The following is a 1,316-nucleotide window of genomic DNA, read 5'->3' on the forward strand; positions in this document are numbered from 1 at the left end:
CAGCGCTTTCCAGGTAATCTCTGACGACCTGGCGTTTGAAGTGAAGCGAGTACTTCGCCATAAAGAACCCCGAAGGTTGTGTCCAACATTCGGGGGTCAGTTCAAGCAAGGGCTTTGTTTAGCGGAACCTTGGTAGGAAATTATGAGCATGTATTTGTAATGCTTACCTCCGGGCAGAGAATCGATCTTAATGAGGGCCAGCCAGACGTGATGCTGTTAGGTGAGCGGGCACATGTTATCGATAATAGCCCTCTACATACCGACTATCGCGAGTCCCTTGCATCGTGCCTGCCACGCGTAAAACGATGGGCGGGTTGGGTACTGAATGAATATGCGCTTGCCCAGTGTGCTGCTGCGTCTCCTGTGTTCAGTGCCAAAATTATGGAGACCCAGGTTTCTTCTCAGCTGTCAAAGTAGCACTTTTCTCACGTATACACTGACGGAAATGGCACTAAGGTTTGGGATCTTATAACATCAAGGTAAGAAGCTGTTTGAGTCGCTAAGGGTAACCTAATACAGAAAACTTGATTTAATACGCTTATTAGAGCGTATTAAAGTATACGTTCGGCCATGTGTCATCTACCCAACCTCGAAAAGTGAGGACATGGTGTGCACTTAAATTTAGGTGGGCACCAGTTCTAGCTTTTTAAGCGGGTATTTCATGCAGCCGACACGCCGTTCGTATTCCAAATCCTTCAAAGCCCAGGTCATTCAAGAGTGCGCCCAGCCCGGAGCCTCGATTGCCAGCGTCGCCCTCAACCATCGCCTCAACGCGAACCTCGTCCACAAGTGGATTCGGGTGCAAATGCAGAACAGCATGGCGCTTCAACCTGCATTTATCCCGGTGCCTATGCAATCAGTGGCGCAAGGATCTGCGAATATCATCGTTGAAATTCAGCACCCGCGCGGCACGGTCAAAGTGAACTGGCCGACTGAAAGTGCTGCTGCCTGCGCCGCACTCCTTCGAGACCTGTTGCGATGATCCGCATCGATGCCATCTAAGTTCTGTATGAAAAATATCAGATGTCCAAATATGAGCTATCTGAACTGACTGCTTAACCACTTGATTTTACGTATCGAAAAGAAGCCCAAAATGAATCGATAAGCAGGTGAATAGAATTTTCAGACAGAACCTAGCTGTTTGGTCCCAGGGGGAAGGGGTTTATGATATAGACCTCTATCGGAGGAGGATCCATGGCTCAGGTTCTACATAAACGCGCCACGACCACGCACGCCATCCGAGCGGAGTTACAGCGATCGCAGGATTCGATCGCGACGCTGAGTAAGCGCTACAACTTAAATCCCTAGGCGGGCCC

General features: G+C 49.5%; 1 protein-coding gene and 1 pseudogene. Both read left to right on the forward strand.

Going from position 1 to position 1,316, the window contains the following annotated elements:
* Positions 1-661: 661 nt before the first annotated feature.
* Positions 662-982: an IS66-like element accessory protein TnpA gene (gene tnpA, locus IEX86_RS24630; protein WP_188868776.1), complete on the forward strand. Its 321-nt coding sequence runs from the start codon at positions 662-664 to the stop codon at positions 980-982.
* 212 nt (positions 983-1,194) lie between these two features.
* Positions 1,195-1,302: pseudogene (locus IEX86_RS25340) on the forward strand (IS481 family transposase); the annotation flags it as partial.
* Positions 1,303-1,316: the final 14 nt, after the last annotated feature.

This window comes from Pseudomonas asuensis (assembly GCF_014646755.1).
In the GTDB taxonomy this organism is placed as follows: domain Bacteria; phylum Pseudomonadota; class Gammaproteobacteria; order Pseudomonadales; family Pseudomonadaceae; genus Chryseomonas; species Chryseomonas asuensis.